Annotated in this window: 11 protein-coding genes; 5 read left to right on the forward strand and 6 right to left on the reverse strand. The window is 67.7% G+C overall.

Annotated features, from left to right (window positions below; genetic code table 11):
* Positions 1-3 precede the first annotated feature (3 nt).
* Together AUL36_RS06135 and AUL36_RS06140 are read left to right on the forward strand one after the other, a co-directional pair.
* Positions 4-1,116, forward strand: a complete 1,113-nt coding sequence (locus tag AUL36_RS06135) for a Gfo/Idh/MocA family protein (protein ID WP_082655645.1) — start codon at positions 4-6, stop codon at positions 1,114-1,116.
* A 17-nt stretch (positions 1,117-1,133) separates the two neighbouring features.
* Positions 1,134-2,210: an ABC transporter ATP-binding protein gene (locus AUL36_RS06140; RefSeq protein WP_062218986.1), complete on the forward strand. Its 1,077-nt coding sequence runs from the start codon at positions 1,134-1,136 to the stop codon at positions 2,208-2,210.
* A gap of 143 nt (positions 2,211-2,353) precedes the next feature.
* Here AUL36_RS06140 and AUL36_RS06145 read toward each other — a convergent pair whose 3' ends face one another.
* From AUL36_RS06145 to AUL36_RS06170, 6 genes are all read right to left on the reverse strand, one after another.
* Positions 2,354-3,166 (reverse strand): hypothetical protein, encoded by an 813-nt coding sequence (locus AUL36_RS06145; protein WP_156418282.1) that lies wholly within the window; start codon positions 3,164-3,166, stop codon positions 2,354-2,356.
* A gap of 86 nt (positions 3,167-3,252) precedes the next feature.
* Positions 3,253-4,209: a DUF3829 domain-containing protein gene (locus AUL36_RS06150; RefSeq protein WP_082655647.1), complete on the reverse strand. Its 957-nt coding sequence runs from the start codon at positions 4,207-4,209 to the stop codon at positions 3,253-3,255.
* 142 nt (positions 4,210-4,351) lie between these two features.
* Complete coding sequence (gene poxB, locus AUL36_RS06155; RefSeq protein WP_062218990.1) at positions 4,352-6,097, reverse strand: ubiquinone-dependent pyruvate dehydrogenase; 1,746 nt, start codon at positions 6,095-6,097, stop codon at positions 4,352-4,354.
* 135 nt (positions 6,098-6,232) lie between these two features.
* Positions 6,233-7,570 (reverse strand): PQQ-dependent sugar dehydrogenase, encoded by a 1,338-nt coding sequence (locus AUL36_RS06160; protein ID WP_192843795.1) that lies wholly within the window; start codon positions 7,568-7,570, stop codon positions 6,233-6,235.
* Positions 7,567-8,019: a DUF2231 domain-containing protein gene (locus AUL36_RS06165; protein ID WP_244497050.1), complete on the reverse strand. Its 453-nt coding sequence runs from the start codon at positions 8,017-8,019 to the stop codon at positions 7,567-7,569. The genes AUL36_RS06160 and AUL36_RS06165 overlap by 4 nt, the downstream gene beginning before the upstream one ends.
* A 161-nt stretch (positions 8,020-8,180) precedes the next feature.
* Positions 8,181-8,663: a GNAT family N-acetyltransferase gene (locus AUL36_RS06170; RefSeq protein WP_062218992.1), complete on the reverse strand. Its 483-nt coding sequence runs from the start codon at positions 8,661-8,663 to the stop codon at positions 8,181-8,183.
* 398 nt (positions 8,664-9,061) lie between these two features.
* Between AUL36_RS06170 and AUL36_RS06175 the strand changes: the two genes are divergently transcribed.
* The 3 genes from AUL36_RS06175 to pbpC all read left to right on the forward strand — a co-directional run bounded on the left by AUL36_RS06175 (position 9,062) and on the right by pbpC (position 18,115).
* Positions 9,062-10,153 (forward strand): GGDEF domain-containing protein, encoded by a 1,092-nt coding sequence (locus tag AUL36_RS06175; RefSeq protein WP_210168845.1) that lies wholly within the window; start codon positions 9,062-9,064, stop codon positions 10,151-10,153.
* A gap of 63 nt (positions 10,154-10,216) precedes the next feature.
* Complete coding sequence (locus AUL36_RS06180; protein WP_062218996.1) at positions 10,217-15,703, forward strand: alpha-2-macroglobulin family protein; 5,487 nt, start codon at positions 10,217-10,219, stop codon at positions 15,701-15,703.
* Positions 15,704-15,865: 162 nt separating this feature from the next.
* Positions 15,866-18,115, forward strand: coding sequence for a penicillin-binding protein 1C (gene pbpC / locus AUL36_RS06185; protein ID WP_244497051.1), 2,250 nt, complete (start codon positions 15,866-15,868; stop codon positions 18,113-18,115).
* The last annotated feature ends 686 nt before the right edge of the window (positions 18,116-18,801 follow it).

The following is an 18,801-nucleotide window of genomic DNA, read 5'->3' on the forward strand; positions in this document are numbered from 1 at the left end:
CTGATGAACATCGCATCCCCTGCCATGCCCGCCAGCCAGACCACGAAGCGCTACCGCGTCGCGGTGATCGGCTGCGGCATCGGCCGCTCGCATATCGTAGAAGGCTACGCCCCCGCGCCGGAGAAGTTCGAGGTCGCCGCGCTCTGCGATCTCGACGCCGCCCGGCTCGCCTCCGTCGGCGACGAGTTCGCGGTCGCAGACCGTTCGCGCGACTTCGACGCTCTGCTCGCGCGCGAGGATATTGACATCATCGACATCTGCACGCCGCCGGGCCTCCACCGCGAGATGATCCTGAAGGCGCTGGCGGCGGGCAAGCATGTGGTCTGCGAAAAGCCGCTCGTCGGCTCTCTCAAGCAAGTGGACGAGATCATCGAGGCGGAGGCGCGCTCGCGCGGGCGTCTCATGCCGATCTTCCAGTATCGCTACGGCGACGGCGCGATGCAGGCAAAGCGCATCATCGACGCCGGCATCGCCGGCAAGCCCTATGTCGGCGTGGCCGAGACCTTCTGGAAGCGCGGTGCGGATTATTACGACAATCCCTGGCGCGGGCGCTGGAAGACGGAGCTGGGCGGCGTGCTCATGACCCACGCCATTCATATCCACGATCTCGCCTGTTTCCTGTTCGGGCCGGTCGAGCGCGTCTTCGCGCGCACCGCCACGCGCGTCAACGCGATCGAGGTGGAGGATTGCGTCTCCGCCTCCTGGCGCATGGCGAGCGGAGCTTTCCTATCGTCCACCGCAACGCTCGGCAGCCAGGACGAGATCAGCCGCTTGCGCCTCCATTTCGAGAACGTGACCTTCGAGAGCGCGCACGAGGCCTATTCGCCGGGGGACGGGCCGTGGACGATCCTACCCGCCAATGACGCGGTGAAGGCTCGCATCGACGCCGCGCTGGACGGGCTCGAGCCGGTCGGTCGGCGCTTCCGGGGTCAGATGGCGGCTTTCCACAAGGCGCTGAGCGCGGGCGATCCGCCGCCCGTCACCAGCCGCGACGCGCGCCGCTCGCTCGAACTCGTGACCGCCATCTATGCCTCGGCCGAGACGGGGACCGATGTCGAACTGCCGATCGGCCCGGCCCATCCGAAATACGCGAGCTGGCAGCCGCAGGACGCTTGAACGGGAGGAGAGACGATATGGCGACCAGCATCCAGCTCGACGGCGTGGAAAAGGTCTATGGGGGCCTGCGCGTGATCCACGGCATCGATCTCAGCATCGATCCCGGCGATTTCACCGTCTTCGTCGGCCCGTCCGGCTGCGGCAAGTCCACGCTTCTGCGCATGATCGCCGGGCTGGAGGAGATTTCCGGCGGCGAGCTTCGCATCGACGGCCAGCGCATGAACGAAGTGCCCGCCTCCAAGCGCGGCATCGCCATGGTGTTCCAGAGCTACGCCCTCTATCCCCATATGAGCGTCTACAAGAATCTGGCCTTCGGGCTGGAAACGGCGGGCATGAAGAAGCCGGAGATCGAGCGCCGGGTGCAGGAAGCGGCCGATGTGCTGCAGATCGGCCCGCTGCTTCAGCGCAAGCCCAAGGCCCTTTCGGGCGGCCAGAGGCAGCGCGTCGCGATCGGCCGCGCCATCGTGCGCGAGCCCAAGATCTTCCTGTTCGACGAGCCGCTGTCGAACCTCGACGCGGAGCTTCGCGTGCAGATGCGCGTGGAGCTGACGCGCCTGCACCAGCAGCTCGGCAACACGATGATCTACGTGACCCACGATCAGGTCGAGGCCATGACCATGGCCGACAAGATCGTTGTGCTCAAGGAAGGGCGCGTGATGCAGGCGGGCCGCCCGCTCGACCTCTACAACCACCCCGCCAACCGTTTCGTCGCGGGCTTCATCGGCAGCCCGAAGATGAACTTCCTGAAGGCGCGCATGGCGGCGGGCGATCCCTCGCGGCGCACGATCGATGTCGGCGGGCTGAAGGTGCAGCTGGAAAAGCCGGTGGAAGCGCGCGGCGACGAGGAACTGACCTTCGGCGTGCGCCCCGAACATCTACGCGCGGGCGAAGCGCGCGCCGGGCTCGGCTCGGCCTCGGTGCAGCTGGTGGAGCATTTGGGCGGCTCGACGGTCGTCTATACCAGCATCTCGGGCGGCGAGCCGACCACCGTGCTTCTGGACGGCCAGCAGCCCATCCGCCCCGGCGAGACCATCCCGCTCGGCTTCGATCCCGCGCAGGCCCATCTCTTCGGCGCGGACGGGCGGCGGGTTTAGGCGCGCAGGGCGCACGGGTCGCCGACATCAGGTGGCAGACGGGCCAAGCCCTTGGACTTGGACTGGCCCGCCGGGAAAAGCCGTTCGGCGCGGGCGTCTCGTCGACAGGGGAGTGCCCCGAAAGAGTCTCGCCATCGACGGCGTCATGGTGAGTTGCGCGCGTCCTCTATCAGCTGGCGCAGGAACGCCCGCCCGTTCGCGTCGTTGCGCTCGCGGAAGGCATGGAGGAGAGCCGCTTTCTTTTGGCGGCCCGCCTCGCTGGTATAGAAATCGGACAGCGCAGCGACATCGCCGTCCGGAAGACGCGAGAGGATGGTGCGCAGGTGCCCACGCATGGCCTCTCGCGCGAGATCGCCGCGCAGCGGCGGGATCGTCGGCTCGCCATCGGCTGCGCGCGTGTCGGCGAGAACGCTCGCGATGCCGGCCTCCACGTCCCGCGCTGACAGCGCGCGCAGTTCGTCGCGCCGTCCACCGAGGATCGATTTATAAAGCCATTTGATGCGCCGCCCTGTCACGCGGGTTTCGGCGACGAGTTCAGGGCTCGCCATGGCTGCGCTGACGGCGTCGATACGGGCCTTATCGGATCGTGTCGTCTCGCTCGCGCCCACGCTGGCGTCGGGCGCATCAGGTCGGATGTCCAGCGCGTGCATCCGCTCCGCAATGGCGTCGATCCGTTCCGGCCCGTCGGTCGGTACGACACCGAGGGCAGATGCCATCTCTTCCATCGTGCGGACGGGATCGAAAATCGCCTCGGCAAGCTCTCGACCTCGCCGCAGCAACGCCGCGCGCTCCGGACTGTCGCGGACCTCCAGGATGGGCGGCTCCATCGCCGCGAAATCCAGCATCGCGGTCTGGATGCGCTCGACCTGCTCCAACCGGAGATACGCAAAGTCATCGGCCTCGCTCGCGCTGGCCGCGCCGACGGGCACGCACGTGAGCATGCCGAGAATGGCCATGTCGCGCAAACCGCGCGCGAGGCCGCCGAGGCCTTTGATCCTTTCTCTGCGCGAAGAGAAGCAGGGCTCTGCGACGCTTCCCACCATCAGCAGGAGAAGGGTCTGTTGAGTTCGTTGATCATACTGGCGAAGTTCGATTGCAGGATGCTGAACTCGAACTGAAGGCCCACCGGTGGCGCTCCGGCATCGCGATTGAATCGCCCCTGCTCGGCGTTTTGAACGGCCTTGCGCCCACCCGCGATCACCGAGTTGAAACTGCTTTGCAGTATCGCGCAGCCCTCGGGCTTTTTCGCACGCACGGCCGCATCCCACTTTTCGACCATCCCCGCCATGTCATCGAGGTGGCTGGCAAACTGCTGGCGCGCTGCGGTGTTGGACGGCTCGGCGAAAACCGTCACGACCTCGTTCATCGCCTTCTTGCCGGAGAGAATGATGCCGGCGCGGTATCGTTCGACGCTTCCTTCGGGCGCTGCCTCGTACGCCTCGCGAACCAAGCGTTCGTCGCGCGCCTCGATCTGGTCGAGGAATTTCGTTTCGGCCTCGGCCACACGTGACAGGGAAGCCACGTAAGCGGCATCGCCCTCGCGCGCCTTGGCACCCCCATCGGTCAGAAAGCCCTTGGACTCGGCATAATTGGCCAAGCCGTTGTTCACGGGCACGAACGCATCGATCGCCGCGGCAAAGTCCCGCGCCACCTGATCGAGTTCGGGGATCGATCCTTTCAAGGCGATGGCTGTCTGCAGGCGCGTCTGGATCTGCGAGACCTTGAGCGGTGGAACGACCGCGTAGTCCGACAGCGCCTTCTGCTTGGCAAGCTTGGGTGCGATCGTTTGCTGATACGTGTCGAGCGCGTCGGCAAACGTCCGGCCGCCGACATTGGCGGCGGTGATATAAGCGTTGGACTTGGCAAGCTCCGCCGTGTCCGCCGTCGTTGCGGGCACACCGGCCTGTGCCGCACCCTTGCTCTCGTCTTTGCAGCCGGCCAGACTGCCCACCGCTGCAAGCGCCAAACACGCCGCGACAGCCCGGCAGAAGTTTCGCATCGTCTCCACCTTCTTCGATCCCGTCACAGCGCGACGGGCCGCCCGTTCATCGCCAAACGCCGGACGCGTAGTCCCCACCCGCCCGGCGTGTTCACCGCCTCCAATCTATGGTCGGCTGATCGTTTGGCCAGACCGGGACGGCTCAACGCAGAAGATTGGTCCGGGCGAGTTCCACCACTTCGTCGCCGCGCCCGTTCATGATGGCGCGGGTGGAATAGAGGCTGAAGCCGGCGGCCTGCTGCGCCTTGATCTTGGGCGGCAGGGCGAGCTCCAAGCCATCCGTCACCACATCCAGAAGTGCCGGGCCGGAATGGGCGAAGGCCGCTTTCAGCGCGCCGTCGAGCGCGGCCGATGAGGTGACGCGCTCGGCGTGAAAGCCCATCTCGCGCGCGATGGCGGCAAAGTCGGGATTCTGAAGCGAGACGTTGGTGTCGAGATAACCGGCCGCTTTCTGCTCCATTTCCACGAAGCCGAGGGTGCTGTTGTTGAAGACGACGATCTTAACCGGCAGCTTCATCTGCACCGCCGTCAGAAGATCGCCCATCAGCATGGTGAGCCCGCCATCGCCCGAGAGCGACACGACCTGCCGACCGGAAAAGGCCGATTGCGCGCCGAGCGCCTGTGGCAGGGCATTGGCCATGGAGCCATGATTGAACGAGCCGATCAGCCGGCGCTGGCCGTTCATGGTGAGATAGCGCGCCGCCCAGACGGCGGGCGTGCCGACATCGGCGGTGAAGATCGCATTCTCGGCCGCCAAGGCATCGATGCGCGCGGCGACATATTGGGGATGCAGCGGCGTCTCGCCCTCGCGCGGGGTGGCGAGATCGTCCAGCCCTTCGCGCGCCTTACGGTAATGCTCCCGCGCCTTGTCCAGGAAGCTTCGGTCGCGCCCGCCTTCGATCATCGGCAGAAGCAACGCGGCGGCTTCCTTCACATCGCCGACGATGCCCTGATGGATCTGCGCGCGGCGGCCGAGCGCGGAGGGGTCGCGATCGACCTGAACGATCTCGGCCTTTTCGGGGTAGAAATTGCGATAGGGAAAGTCCGTGCCGAGCATCAGGAGCGTGTCGCACTCCATCATCGCGTGATAGCCCGACGAAAAGCCGATGAGGCCGGTCATGCCGACATCGAACGGATTGTCCCACTCGATCCATTCCTTGCCGCGATAGGCGTGGACGATGGGTGCGGCCAGCGCGTCGGCCAGCGCCACCACCTCGTCATGCGCGCCTTCCACGCCCGCGCCGCAAAGCAGCGTCACCGCGCCAGAGCCGTTCAACCGGGCGGCCAGCAGGGACATCTCATGGGCGTCCGGCACGATGCGCGGGCGGGCGAGCCTGGGCATCTCGGCGCGCGCGTTGGCCGGGGCCTCCTTCATCGAGACATCGCCCGGCAGAACCAGAACCGCGACGCCGCGCTCGCCGATCGCGGTGCGGATCGCCCGGTGCAGAAGCTCGGGCAATTGCGCGGGGTCCTGCACCATCTCGCAGAAATGGCTGCATTCGCGGAAGATATCGGTCGGGTGCGTTTCCTGGAAATAGTTGAGGCCGATCTCGCTGGACGGGATATGCGAGGCGATGGCCAGAACCGGCACGCGGTTGCGATGGCAGTCGTAGAGCCCGTTGATCAGATGGAGATGGCCCGGCCCGCAGCTTCCCGCGCAGACGGCGAGCTTACCGGAGGCCGCCGCCTCAGCCCCGGCCGCGAAAGCCCCGGCTTCCTCGTTGCGCACATGCATCCACTCGATGGCCCCTAAGCGGCGCAGCGAGTCGTTGATGGCGTTAAGACTGTCGCCCGTCACGCCCCAGATGCGCTCGACGCCGGCAGCCGCCAGCGTGTGCGTCACGAGGTCGGCAACGGAAAGAGTGGAGGACGATCCGAAAAGCTTCATGGGAAGAGACCTGCCGTCTGGCTGGAGCTGACATCGTAACGAAGGGTGGGCGATACGCGGCTCCTCCCTCCGCGCTCGCATCGCCTCCGGGTTTCTAGAGCCGGCAAACGGAATCGCCAGCCCCTTCAACATTCATCACGGAGAGAGGGCCGCCTGGGCCTGCGGGCCTTGCGACACGCGCCAAATCGTGTGGGACAGGTCATCGGCGACCAGCAGAATGCGCCTGGTGGGGTCGAACGCGACCCCGACCGGGCGGCCGCGCGTCTGCCCGTCGCCCGTCAGGAAGCCGGTCAGGAAATCCACCGGCTCGCCGGAGGGACGCCCGTTCTGGAAGGGCACGAAGGCGACTTTGTATCCCGAGAGATCCTGCCGGTTCCAGCTTCCGTGCTCGCCGATGAAGGCGCCGTCCGCGAACGATCCCCCGAAACCGCCCTCTCGTGCAAAGGACAGGCCGAGGGCCGCGACATGCGAGCCGAGCGCGTAGTCCGGCGCGATGGCTTTTGCTACCAGCTCGGGCTTCTGCGGCGACACGCGCGGATCGAGATTCTGGCCCCAGTAGCTATAGGGCCAGCCGTAGAAGGCTCCGTCCTTCACCGAGGTGAGATAGTCGGGCACGAGTTGCGGCCCCAACTCGTCGCGCTCGTTGACGACGGCCCAGAGAGCGCCGCTCGTCGGCTCGATGGCGAGTGCGGTCGGGTTGCGGATGCCGCGCGCGATGGTGCGCGCCGCGCCCGTCCGGCGGTCGATCTCCCAGACCACGGCACGCTCTTCCTCCACGTTCATGCCGCGCTCGCCGATATTGCTGTTGGAGCCGATGCCGACATAGAGCTTGGTGCCGTCGGCGCTCGCCGTCAGCGATTTCGTCCAGTGATGGTTGATGGCGGAGGGCAGCTTCGTCACCTCCTCGCCCGGCGCGGAGATTTCGGTCTGGCCTTCTTCATAGGGAAAACGCAGGAGCGCGTCCTGAGCGGCCACGTAAAGCGAACCGTCCACGAAGGCGAGGCCATAGGGCGCGTTCAGATTGTCGATGAAGGTGGTTCGCACCTCCGGCGTGCCGTCATTGTCGCCGTCGCGCAAGAGCGTGATGCGATTGCCGCCGCTGCCGCTCGAATTGCCGCGCTTCTTGATGATTCCAGCGATCACGTCCTTCGGGCGCATGGCCGGCGCGTTGCCGCCGCGCCCCTCCGCCACCAGCACGTCGCCATTGGGCAGAACCAGCATCTGGCGGGGGATCGACAGGTCGGAGGCGAAGGCTGACACCGTGAAGCCCTGCGGGGCCACGGGCACCTGCCCGTTCCAGCCGGCGGGCGTCGCGATCTTCATGGGCGGCACGAGCGTTTCGTTCACCGCCGGCAGGTCCGGCTGCGCGCCGGTCTGGTTGAGGCTGGGGTCGGAGGAGGAGTCGCAGCCCGCGAGCGCGATGGCGGCGAGAAGGCTCGTGCCCAGAAGGCCGGTGCGAAGGATCAGGCTCATCGGACGATCTCCCAGGATGCAGGGCGGGAATAGGTCATCCAAGCCGCGCCAAGCGCGAGAAGGGTCGTCACGATCGACAGGGCAAGTCCCGCCGTGCCAACCGAACTCCAGGCGTCGCGTGCATGATGGAAGGCGTTGACGAGACCGAGCGCGAACATCGCGGCGACCACCACGAGATAGGCCAGACGCCGCGCCCCGCCGGGCCGGCGCATCCGCACGAGGCAGGCGAGAAGCGCGACTGCCAGCACGATGCCGCCGAAGACGAGCGCCCCGGCGATCGCCCAGCTCGCGAAATTCGTCCACTGGATTTCGGCTGTCCGGAGATAGGCGATGTCGCAGGCGAGCCCGAGACTGAACAGCGCGACGGGGAAACTGAGCGCGATCCCGTGCAGGGCGCTGCCCGCCGACCCTCTCCGGGCCGACATCAAGGCGGGGCTGTGACTCGTCATCGGCATGTCTCCTTCGCGCACCACGCCGCAGGGGCGGCGCCCGAAGCACCAGACAGCGGCACGAGGAGCACCCGCCCAGCGAGCGGTATCAAGAGGCAACGCCGGCCGGGGGGACCGGGTTCCGGGGTACGCCGGGCAAGGGTCCCTCGCCGGCGGACCGATCAAAGCGTCTGGAACATCACGAACGCATCTACCGGCCCCTGTTCGGGATGCTCGAACGCACCCGGCAGGCGGCCGACGATCTCGAAGCCCATGGCCTGCCAAAGGGCGACGGCGCGCGTGTTGGTGCTGACGACGCAGTTGAACTGCATGGCGCGAAAGCCACGCGTGCGGGCACGATCCAGCGAATGACGGCACATGGCGCGTGCCACGCCCCGCCCTGTCGCCTCGCCCGAGGTGACATAGCCGCAATTGGCGACATGCCGCCCGCCGCCGGCCTGGTTGGCGCGCAGATAGTAGGTGCCGAGCACCACACCGTCCGACTCGGCCACGAAGGTATCCTTCTCGGCGCCAAGCCAATAGTCCAGGATCGCCTCGGCGCTCATGTCGCGGTCGAGCGCATAGGTTTCCCCTCGAGCGATCACGGGCTGGAGAAGGGCGAGAAGGGCAGCGCGGTCATCGGCGCGGGCGGGTCGTATCATCATGGGGGCGGGATAGCGCGTCGCAGCCGCATCGCAAAGACAGGAAGGCGTGCCGGTGGGCCGAGGGCGCCTCCCGCCAGAGCGAGCACGAGTCGGATGCGGCAAAATGTTAAGCCTGCAAGGTTTAACATGGGCGTCGACCGGGTCGGACTCGTGTTCCACGATGAGCGAAGCAAAGCATCTCACGCATGAGGCAGAGCGGATCAGTATCGGATGCCGGATTGAGCGAAAGCCCGCGTGGGCCGTTCCTTCTAAACGAAGCCGCACAGTGGATCGACGCCCACGGTCTCTGGCCAGAGGTCGAGACCCAAAGCCGGATGGGTCCACGCCCACCTCGCCTTTCCGCCCCGCTCGACGCCATATGCCGCTCGCTCCTCTGGAGCGACCACCGGCGCGTCGCCGTGGAATGGTTTTACATCGCAACCCTTATCATGTGGCTGACGATCCCGCTCGATTATCTGGTCGCGCCTGAAGCCATTAGCACCGTCCTGCTGGGTCACGGTCTTTTCTCGACGGTCGCTCTCGTGATAGCCTTACGCGCGTGGGCCTCGTTCGGCTCGAACGTGTGGCAGGGACTATCGACCTGTCTTTTCGTCGGCGCGATTATGGCAGCGGCAATCCTGACCGGGCAGGCGGCCGGTGGCGCGCATTTCGAGCGCTTCGTCGTCATTGGCTTTTTCGGGATGTCGACGGGCGTCGCCTTCCTTCCCTTGACGACGCTCTGGACCGTTCTGGCCTCGCTCGTCCTGGTACTGAGCTTCCTGGCGGGGCAGATCCTCAATCCTCTTGTGGACTTGGCTTCCGGCCTCCTTTTCACCTGCTATTGCATCGCCATTGGCAGCGCTTTCGTCTGGTATCGTTGGCGTTCCACAGGCAACCAGCTTCGCGTCGCCCTTTTGCGCATGAAGGAAGCGCATAACGCCGGCCTTCTCAAAGAGAGCCACGACCGGCTCCACTTCATCGCCCATACCGACGCATTGACGGGTCTTTGCAACCGGGAAGCGGTGATGGAAGCTTTGGCCCTTCATCTTCGGGAAGCGCCCGCGGACAGCGTCCTGTCCGTCGCCATGATCGACATCGACGATTTCAAGCGGTTGAACGACAGTCTCGGCCATATTGCCGGCGATCAGGCGCTGCGATCGGTGGGGACTCTGTTCCTCGACTTCGAGACGTCGGATAACGCCCGCTGCGGCCGGATCGGTGGCGAGGAGTTCCTGATTCTGCTGCCCGGTATTGGCGCGGAATTGGCTCACGCGCGGATCGCGACCTTGATGGGTCGCCTCCACCAGATGGCGATCGCCCATCCCCAATCCACCGTGTCCGACCGCGTGACGTTGAGTGTGGGAATCGTCACCACCACGCTCGGCACAAACAATCGCTGCGAGTTGGAAGCGCTTGTCCGCACGGCCGACATCGCCCTCTACGCAGCCAAGAAGGAAGGGCGAAATCGTATCGTCTCGGTCGCGCTCGGGCCGGAGAGGATGGCAGCGTAGGGTCCGCTTGCGGGCGGCTGGCCTTTTCCCCTAATCTCGCCTTTCGCGAGGGGAGCGGATAGAATGCGAGCTGTGCGACTTCTGGCAGGCGTGCTGTTGGGCGGGTTTGTGGGCCTCAGCGCGCCAGGCTCGGCGTGGGCGCAAGGCGTCGAGCGCGCCATCGTCGCCGCGCCCGGCTCCGATTATTACGGGCACGATTACGACATCCTGAAGGATGCCGACCAGAATCTGTGCGAAACCGCCTGCCTTGCCGACAACAAATGCCGCGCCTTCACCTTCAATACGGCCAAGGGCTGGTGTTTTCTGAAAGACGATGTGGGAGAATTGCGCGCCGCGCGCGGCGTCATCTCCGGGCGCATCGCCGATGCCTCGCCCGCGCCGGCCACGAACGAGGCGCAGGAGCGCCGGCGTCTCGCCGAGTTGAAACCCCTCACCGCGCTCGACCTCGACGCCGCCAGACAATTCCGCCTGGCGCTCAAGGACGAGCCGCGCGACGAGGCGATCGCCGCAGGCCCGGCGCTCTGGAGCCAAGCCGACGCCGCGCTGGAGCGCAAGGATTTCGCGAGTGCCATGGCGGCTTATCGCGAGGCCCTGCGGCGCGACCCCGCCTCGTCCCGCGCCTGGCTGGGGCTGGCCCTGTCCAGCCTTTCGGTCGCGACGGACGACAGCGATCAAGCGCAAGCGGCCGCAGAAGCGCGCCAGCCCGCCGCCATCAACGCCTATCTGACCGCCACGCAGGACCGCGAGAAGACCGCAGCCCTCGATTTCGCCGCGCAGGGTTTCGCGGCCGACGAGAACTGGCGCGAGGCGATCCGCACCTGGCGGGCGGCGCTTGCTATCACTGAGCGCCCAGCCGCGCGCCAAAGCCTCGAGGCCGCGCTTGCCGAACATGGGTTCCGCATCACCGGCAATTCCGTCGACAACAACGCCGCCGCCCCGCGCATCTGCCTGAACTTCTCCGAGCCGCTCAGCCCCACGGTGACCTCGGGCGAAGCAGCGGGCGATTACGTGCGGGTGGAGGGGGGCGACACGCTACCGGTTTCGGCCAGCGGTTCGCAGATCTGCGTCTCCGGCGTCCAGCACGGCGCGCGCTACCGGATCGTGGCGCGCAAGGGCATTCCGGCGGCCAGCGGCGAAACGCTCCAGAAGAATGTCGAAGCCTCGGTCTATGTGCGTGACCGCGACCCGTCCGTGCGACTCTCAGGCAATGCCTATGTCCTTCCGGCGGGCGGCGAGGCGACCATTCCCGTCACCTCGATCAACACCGACACGATCGAGGCGCGCGTGCTGCGCATCGGCGACCGGGCCTTGGCGCGCACGATCGGCGCAAGCCGCTTCCTGTCGCAGCTCGGCGCCTACGAGATCGATGAGGTGAAGGCGCAGGACGGCGAGGAAATCTGGACCGGCGCGGTGGATGTCCAGCGCAGCGCCAATGCGGAGGTCACGACCGCCATCCCCGTCAGCGCCCTCCTGAAGGAGCGCCAGCCCGGCGTCTATATCCTGTCGGCGAAAGCCAAGAACGCGCGCGGCAGCGACGAGGCGCCCGCCACGCAATGGTTCGTGCTGACCGATATCGGCCTCACCAGCTTCGCCGGGGCGGACGGGTTCCATGTCTTCGCCCGCTCGCTCGGCACGGCCGAGCCGATGGCGAGTGTGAAACTCGAACTCGTCGCCGCCAACAACGAAATCCTCGGCAGCGTGGAAACCGACGCCGCAGGCCATGCCCGCCTCGCGCCCGGCCTTCTCAAGGGCACGGGCGGCGACCGGCCGGCGCTTCTGATGGCCAACGGCGCGGGCGGCGACTTCTCCTTTCTCGACATGTCCGGATCGCCCTTCGACCTGACCGACCGAGGCGTGGAGGGCCGCGAGCCGGCGGGCGCGCTGGACGTGTTCCTGACCAGCGAGCGCGGCATCTACCGCGCGGGCGACACAGCGCATCTCACCGCGCTTCTGCGCGACGGTCGCGGCGTGGCGGCCGACAATCTCACCCTCACCGCCATCGTGAAGCGGCCCGATGGGGTGGAGGACCGGCGCACCGTGCTCCAGGCCAAGGATGCGGGCGGCGTCAGCTGGGATATGGCCCTTGCCCCCGGCGCGATGCGCGGCCTCTGGACGGTCGGCCTCTATACCGACCCGGAGCAGCCGGCGCTTAGCACCACCAGCCTGCGCGTGGAGGATTTCGAGCCGGAGAAGATCGGCTTCGACCTTACCCTGCCCGATGCGCCGATAGACCCGGCCGCGCCCCCGGCGCTCTCGCTGGACGTGCGCTATCTCTTCGGCGCGCCGGCGGCAGGTCTTGCCGTTTCCGGCGAAACGGTGCTGAGCGCCACGGACGGGCTGGAGGGTTTCAAGGGATACCGCTTCGGCTTGGAAGACGACCGGCCGACCGCGACCCGCATTCCGTTCGAGGGCGAGCCCACGGCCGAGGACGGCAAGGCCTCCGTCACGCTCGCCCCCTTCGAGCCGCCCGTCACCACCAAGCCGCTTGAAGCCAGCATCCAGGTGCGCGTCAGCGATGCCGGCGGGCGGCCGGTGGAGCGTTCGCTCATCCGCCCGCTCCAGGGCGACAAGCCGCGCATCGGCATTCGCCCGCTCTTCGACGGCGCGCTCGGTGAAAACGGCGAAGGCCGTTTCGACATCATTGCGCTGGGAGCCGATGGCGCACCCGCCGCGCGGCCGGGCGCCCAGTGGGTGCTGAACAAGGTCTCGACGGATTTCCAATGGTACTCCGTCAGCGGGCGCTGGAACTATGAGCCGACGCAGCGCAAGGAGCGCGTCGGCAGCGGCACGCTCGACCTCAAACCCGGCGAGCCCGCGCGCCTCACCGTGCCGGTGCGCTGGGGCAGCTACGAATTGGTGCTGAATGATCCCAAGGGCGGGTCGCTGCCAAGTTCCGTGAGCTTCGAGGCCGGCTGGTATGTCGCCCCGAAGTCGATGGAAACGCCCGATATCCTGAAGCTCTCGCTGGACAAGCCGCGCTACAGCGTCGGCGACAAGGCCGTGGTTCATATCGAACCCCGCTTTGCCGGCAAGGCCCAGATCCTCATCATGGACGAGCGCGTGGTTCAAACCGTCAGCGCCGACATTCCGGCCGGCGGCGGCGATGTCACGCTGGATGTGACGCGCGATTGGGGGCCGAGCGCCTATGTCGCCGCGATCCTGTATCGGCCGATGGACATTCCCGCCAAGCAGATGCCCGGCCGCGCGCTGGGTCTCTCCCATGCCGGCGTCGAGCCGGGCGAGCGCGCGCTGCCTGTTTCGCTCACCGCGCCCGAGCGCATCGCGCCGCGCGGCAAGCTCGACGTCGATGTTCGGGTGGCCAATATCCAGCCCGGCGAGACGGCCTATCTAACGCTGGCGGCGGTGGATGTCGGCATTCTCAACATCACCCATTTCACCCCGCCCTCGCCGCAGGGCTATTATTTCGGCCAGCGCCGGCTCGGCGTCGAAATTCGCGATCTCTATTCGCGGCTGATCGACCGGATGCAGGGCGCGCCGGGTTCGGTGCGCTCGGGCGGCGACGCCGGAGCGGACGGCACGCGCCCGCCGCCGATGGACGATCTCGTCGCGCTCTTCTCCGGCACGGTCACGGCCGATGCCGAAGGCCGCGCCAAGGTCTCGCTGGATGTGCCGGATTTCAACGGCACCTTGAAGCTCATGGTCGTCGCCTGGTCGAAATCGGGCGTGGGCGAAGCCAGCCGCGACGTTCTGGTGCGCGATCCCGTGGTGGCGCAGGTCAGCCGCCCCGCCTTCCTCAGCCCCGGCGACCGCTCGCGCATCCAGATCGATCTGAACCATGTGGAAGGCCCCGCCGGCCCGGTGCATCTCGCCCTGTCGGGCGGTGACGGCAGCCTCAGGATCGAGGATCAGGCCGAGGCCGACCTGACGCTCACCGAGAACGGCCGCGCCCGTCTTCTCGTGCCCGTCACCGCCCTCTCGCCCGGCGAGGGCGCGATGGAGCTTGCGCTGGTGCTGCCCGGCGGCGAGACCCTGCACAAGAATTTCGCGGTGCCGGTGCGCTCCATCCAGCCGCGCGACGTCAAGAAAAGCCGCTTCGAGATCGCGGCGGGCGCGTCGCTGCAACTGGGCGCGGACATTCTCGCCGGCTTCCAGCCGGGCACCGGCCGCGCCACGCTGTCGGTCACGCGCTTCGGCGGGTTCGACGTGGCGGGCACGCTCGCCGCGCTCGACCTTTACCCCTATGGCTGCACCGAGCAGCTGACGAGCCGCGCCCTGCCGCTCTTGTATCTCGATGAGACGGCGCTGGAGGCGGGCCTGCCGCGTGGGGCCGATGTTGCCGAGCGCGTGCGCAAGGCGATCCGCTCGGTGCTCGCCAATCAGGACTCCTCGGGCAGTTTCGGCCTCTGGTCGCCCGGCTCGGGCGATCTTTGGCTGGACGCCTATGTCACGGACTTCCTGTCCCGCGCCAAGGAGGCGGGTTACGACGTGCCGGGCGAGGGGCTGACGCTGGCGCTCGACAATCTCGCCAACCAGATCGCCTATCTGCCGGACCGGCCCGATTGGTCCAAGGCGGCCTATGCCTATTACGTGCTCGCCCGCAGCGGCCGGGCCGCGATCGGCGATCTGCGCTACACCGCCGACAACGAGGCGGCGAATTTCGAGACGCCTCTCGCCAAGGCCCAACTCGCCGCCGCCCTCTCCTTCTATGGCGATGGAACGCGCGCGCAGACCCTGATGCGTCTGGCCGCAACGAGCGCGGTGTCCGGGGCCGACCAGCCCAATCGCCAGGACTATGGCACCAAGCTCAGAGACGAAGCGGCGGTGGCGACGCTGGCGCTCGAGACCGGCATCGAGGGCATCGATCTCACGCCCCTGATCCAGTCGATCGGGACGGAGCGCGAGACCAAGCGCTATACGTCGACGCAAGAAGACGTCTGGTCGCTTCTGGCCGCCCATGCCGCGCTCGCCAAGCAGCCGGTCAAGCTCGCGGTGGACGGCGCGCCGGTCGAGGGCTCCTATTCCTCGACGCTCGACAGCGCCGGCCTCGCCAAGGGCCTTCGCATCGAGAACCGTGGCTCGGCCCCGGTCTCCGTCGCGGTCACGCTGGCCGGTGTGCCCGAGGTCGCGCCCCCGGCCGAGATCTCGGGCTACGAGATCAAGCGGACCTACTACACGCTGGCGGGCGAAGAAGCGGACCCGGCCACGATCGCGCAAGGCGACCGGCTCGTCGCCGTTCTCGACGTGCAGCCGGTGGACGAGAACGCCGCGCGGCTGATGATCGACGATCCGCTGCCCGCCGGCATGGCGATCGACAATCCCGCCATCCTCAAGGGCGGGGATCTTGCCGCGCTCGACTTTCTGGAACTGACCGGCGAGGCCGCTCATACCGAGTTCCGCACCGACCGCTTCCTGGTCGCGGTGGACAAGGCCGCCAAGTCCACCGCCGCCATGCGCTTTGCCTATATCGTGCGTGCGCTTTCGCCGGGCAGCTTCGTCCACCCCGCCGCGACCGTCGAGGATATGTATCGCCCCGAGCGACGCGGGCGCACCGACGAAGGGCATGTCGCGATCGTCGGCCCGACGCGCTGAGGCGAGGCGCGTGGGATTGGCGGAAAACTCGCGACCCAGCCTCGCCTCGGCTGAGTGCCGCGCCGGGGCCTTGGATGGCGTTGCCGCGCCTTCGGCCCTGCGGCGCGCCCGCCTTACCGCCGGTCGAGCCCCGCACGTCCCGTTCGGGGCCGGGTCATCCAGATGGACGCGTTCGCACCGGGGCCGGGTGTGATGCGCCGGATCATGCGCCCGATGCGCCGCCTCTGGCGGCGCGACCCACAGCCCGCCCCGCCGGAGGCCGTGCCGCCTCATGGCGTGCGCGCGGTGCGCCCCCGCCGTTCGCGCCCCGCCGCTGCGCTCGCCGCCCTTGCGCTCCTTCTTCTCGGCCTCGGCGGCTGGGCGGCGCTGGAGCGCGCCGTGGCAAGCCGCGCCGCCAGCCTGCGCGAGCCCGAGACCGGGCTCGTGGTCGAGGCGCGGGACGGCACGCTGCTGCGCGCCTTCGCCGCCTCGGACGGACGCTGGCGGCTGGCCGCGGACGTCAGCGATGTCGATCCGCGCTTTCTTCAGATGCTGCAGGGCTGGGAAGACAAGCGTTTCGCCACGCATGGCGGCGTGGATCTGATCGCGCTGGGGCGCTCGGTTCTGGAATCCGCGCGGCACGGGCGTATCGTATCGGGGGGCTCGACGCTGACCATGCAGGTGGCGCGCCTCGTGGAGCGCCTGCCCACCGGCAGCCTTTCGGCCAAGGGGCGGCAGGTGCTCGGCGCGCTGGCGCTGGAGCGCGCGCTCGGGAAGGATGAAATCCTCTCGCTCTATCTCAAGCTCGCGCCCTATGGCGGCAATGTCGAAGGCCTGCGCGCGGCGAGCCTCACCTGGCTCGGCCATGAGCCCAAGCGCCTGACGGCGGGGGAAGCGGCGCTGCTCGTCGCGCTGCCGCAAAGCCCCGAGCGGCTGCGCCCGGACCTTCATCCCGAGCGGGCGCGTGCGGCGCGCGACCGCGTGCTCGCGCGCATGGCCGCGCTCGGCATCCTGTCGCCCGGCGAAGCCGAGCGAGGCCAGCGCGAGCCCATGCCGATGCGTCGGCTCGCCATGCCAACCCTGGCCGCCCATGCGGCCGAGGGTGCGCGCCAGCGCTCGCTTCAAGCGCGCGACGGGCGCAAGCGCCTTCGCCTGACGCTGGACGCCGGCCTACAGGCGCGGCTCGAAGCCTATGCGCGTGAGAAGGTGGCGGGGCTGCCCAAGCCCCAAAGCCTCGCCATCGTGGTGGCCGATCATATGAGCGGCGAGATCGTCGCCACGATCGGCTCGCCCGATCTCTTCGATGCCGCACGGCAGGGCTATGTCGATCTTACGAAAGCCGAACGTTCGCCGGGCTCGACCCTCAAGCCATTGATCTACGGGCTCGCCTTCGAGCGCGGCGTCGCCCATCCCGAATCCCTGATGGACGACCGGCCGACCTCGTTCGCGGGCTACAATCCCGGCAATTTCGACGGGCGGTTCGAGGGAACGCTAACGGCGCGGCGCGCCTTGCAACTCTCGCGCAACCTACCCGCCGTGGAACTGCTCGCAGCCGTCGGCCCCTCGCGCCTCGTGGATCGCATCCGCCGCGCGGGGGCCGAACTCGAACTCGGCAACCGCTCGCTGCCGGGCCTCGCCATCGGCCTGGGGGGCCTCGGCATTTCGCTGGAAGACCTCGTGCGCCTCTATGCAGGGCTGGCGCATGGCGGGGTCGCGCGCCCGCTGCGCATCGAGGCCGAGCGCAGCGGCGCGCCGAACGCCGCGTTCGGCGGGCCTGACGCTGCGTCCGGCAAGCTGGACGCGGGGCAGCGCATCCTGTCCTCGCAGGCGGCCTGGTATGTCGCCTCGATCCTCTCCGGCGCGCCCTCCACCACCAAGACGTCACCCGGCACGCTGGCTTTCAAGACCGGCACCTCCTTCGGCTATCGCGATGCCTGGACGCTCGCCTATGACGGGCGGCATGTGGTGGGCGTCTGGGTCGGGCGGCCGGACGGCGCGCCGGTGCCGGGCCTCGTCGGGCAGGACGTGGCGGTGCCCATCATGCGGGACGTCTTCGCGCGGATCGGCCCGCCGGTGCGCCTGCCAGGCCCCCCGCCGGGCATCCAGACCAGCGCCAACCGCCTGCCCCCCGCGATGCGCCATGTCGCGTCCAAGGGCCTGGGCACGCGGGGCGGCGGCCCTGAAATTCTCTTCCCACCCAACGCCGCCCATATCGAACTGGGTCTGGGCGACGGGGTGGGTTCGGGCGCAGCGCTCAGCCTCAAGCTGCGCAACGGCCGCCCGCCCTTCACATGGTATGTGGACGGACGGGCGACGCTGTCGGGCCTGTTCGAACGCCAGGCGACGTGGCGCCCGAGGGAACCCGGCTTCGTCACGATTTCCGTGGTGGACGCAGCGGGCTCGGCCGCGACGACGCGGGTGTTTCTGGACTAAGAGCCGGGGACAAAACCCTTCGGGTCAATCCGCCGCAGGGTTTTGTCCCCGACTCTAAGCGGAAAGTCTGGGTCGCCGTTCGGGTCACAGCGCGGCGGAGCGATCAGACGCATCTGATGGCGGTCTGCGCCGCTTGCCGTCCTGTGCGGGTGGTTTCGAGCCAAAGGCGGCTCGGCGCAGGCGATCATTCATAAGTTCCGGAAAGGACTGCCATACTTATCAACGCGATCAGAAGAGCGATCCCGATCCATCGCATCGTCTGTATCGTTCTGATCCGCCAATCGACCCGATCCCTGCCGCTGCGAGGGTCACAGAGCAGCAATTCCAGAAGCAACCCGATCGCATCGAGAATCACACGTCCTCCAACGGCCCTTGCGCCTCTTTTCAGAGCACGAATCCGAACAATGACCCGCCGTTCTCACGTCGACAAAAGGTAGCTCACCACCACGAGCGCAATCCAGAGGAGAAGCGAGCCGATAATCCGAAGCAGCATACGATCGAACTGGGCCGGCGTCATGGATTGCACCTCATGCTTTCGATCGGGTCGATGGGGCGCTGATACTGGCCCCCAATTCCGGGGGTGCTCGGTCGAAAGGGGCGCCGCCTGTAAGCGACTGGAAGCAAACCATCGATCAAGCCGGACGTCACCGCCGGATGCAATGCGGCCGAGGCCATCGATCTGACCG

It is taken from the genome of Aureimonas sp. D3 (assembly GCF_001463805.1).
GTDB lineage: Bacteria > Pseudomonadota > Alphaproteobacteria > Rhizobiales > Rhizobiaceae > Aureimonas > Aureimonas ureilytica_A.

Excerpts from the sequence above, each read along its gene's own strand:
- AUL36_RS06160 (WP_192843795.1), bottom strand. The coding sequence starts at position 7,570 with ATGAGCCTGATCCTTCGCACCGGCCTTCTGGGCACGAGCCTTCTCGCC.
- AUL36_RS06140 (WP_062218986.1), top strand. The coding sequence starts at position 1,134 with ATGGCGACCAGCATCCAGCTCGACGGCGTGGAAAAGGTCTATGGGGGC.
- AUL36_RS06145 (WP_156418282.1), bottom strand. The coding sequence starts at position 3,166 with ATGGCCATTCTCGGCATGCTCACGTGCGTGCCCGTCGGCGCGGCCAGC.
- AUL36_RS06165 (WP_244497050.1), bottom strand. The coding sequence starts at position 8,019 with ATGACGAGTCACAGCCCCGCCTTGATGTCGGCCCGGAGAGGGTCGGCG.
- AUL36_RS06170 (WP_062218992.1), bottom strand. The coding sequence starts at position 8,663 with ATGATGATACGACCCGCCCGCGCCGATGACCGCGCTGCCCTTCTCGCC.
- AUL36_RS06150 (WP_082655647.1), bottom strand. The coding sequence starts at position 4,209 with ATGCGAAACTTCTGCCGGGCTGTCGCGGCGTGTTTGGCGCTTGCAGCG.
- pbpC (WP_244497051.1), top strand. The coding sequence starts at position 15,866 with ATGGACGCGTTCGCACCGGGGCCGGGTGTGATGCGCCGGATCATGCGC.
- AUL36_RS06135 (WP_082655645.1), top strand. The coding sequence starts at position 4 with ATGAACATCGCATCCCCTGCCATGCCCGCCAGCCAGACCACGAAGCGC.
- AUL36_RS06180 (WP_062218996.1), top strand. The coding sequence starts at position 10,217 with ATGCGAGCTGTGCGACTTCTGGCAGGCGTGCTGTTGGGCGGGTTTGTG.
- poxB (WP_062218990.1), bottom strand. The coding sequence starts at position 6,097 with ATGAAGCTTTTCGGATCGTCCTCCACTCTTTCCGTTGCCGACCTCGTG.